Origin of the sequence: Vibrio sp. A8-1, from assembly GCF_013048685.1 — a bacterium.
In the GTDB taxonomy this organism is placed as follows: Bacteria; Pseudomonadota; Gammaproteobacteria; order Enterobacterales; family Vibrionaceae; genus Vibrio; species Vibrio metschnikovii.
In genome coordinates this window covers 1-593 of sequence record NZ_VHTC01000126.1, presented here as the reverse complement: position 1 = coordinate 593, position 593 = coordinate 1, and the positions used below count along the sequence as shown (strand labels likewise).

Genomic DNA, 593 nt, shown 5'->3' with positions numbered 1-593 from the left:
AACTAGATTTCAGTAATTCATCAATTAAGAACTCCAGTAGTTTCGCTGATTTTGGCTATAACGCTGTGGTTGGTTATGAGTTTAATGTTGATAAATCGGTAAAGATTGGCGTTGAAGCTGAGTATCGCCATTTTGGTAAAGTATCAGAAGAAGATGAGTTTAGCGTTAAAGGAAGTGGTGTTTATTTAAACATTAAGCCCAAGTTTATTGTGCATTATGAGCAAGCAGATGCTTATTTAAGTCTGCTTGGTGGTATCGGTTCAGTTAACTTAAAAGGTAACGTAGCTTCTGACGGTTTATCTATTTCTAAATCAGAGCTAGGTTATCAGTTGGGAGTTGAGCTGGGTTTTATTATCAATAAAAACATTAATTTGCATGTTGGTTATCGCTCAACAAGTGTTGAAATAAAGCCATTTGATGTATCAATAAGCAGTGGTTACGGTGGCATTCGTTACTACTTTTAACCGCGCGCATAACAAACGCTTCAAGAGGGACTTCCAACGCGTAGCATTTTTATTGTGCGTTGATTTCGGTGGTTTCAGTGTTATGCGGAAGCTTGGTAGTCGCGTTGTCAGCCCCTTAAGCGGGCGTTA

1 protein-coding gene is annotated in these 593 nt (G+C 38.8%); it reads left to right on the top strand.

Annotated elements, in window-relative coordinates:
* The coding region (locus FKN93_RS17560; RefSeq protein WP_170905783.1) for an outer membrane beta-barrel protein at positions 1-464 on the top strand (464 nt) is incomplete at its 5' end.
* Positions 465-593: the final 129 nt, after the last annotated feature.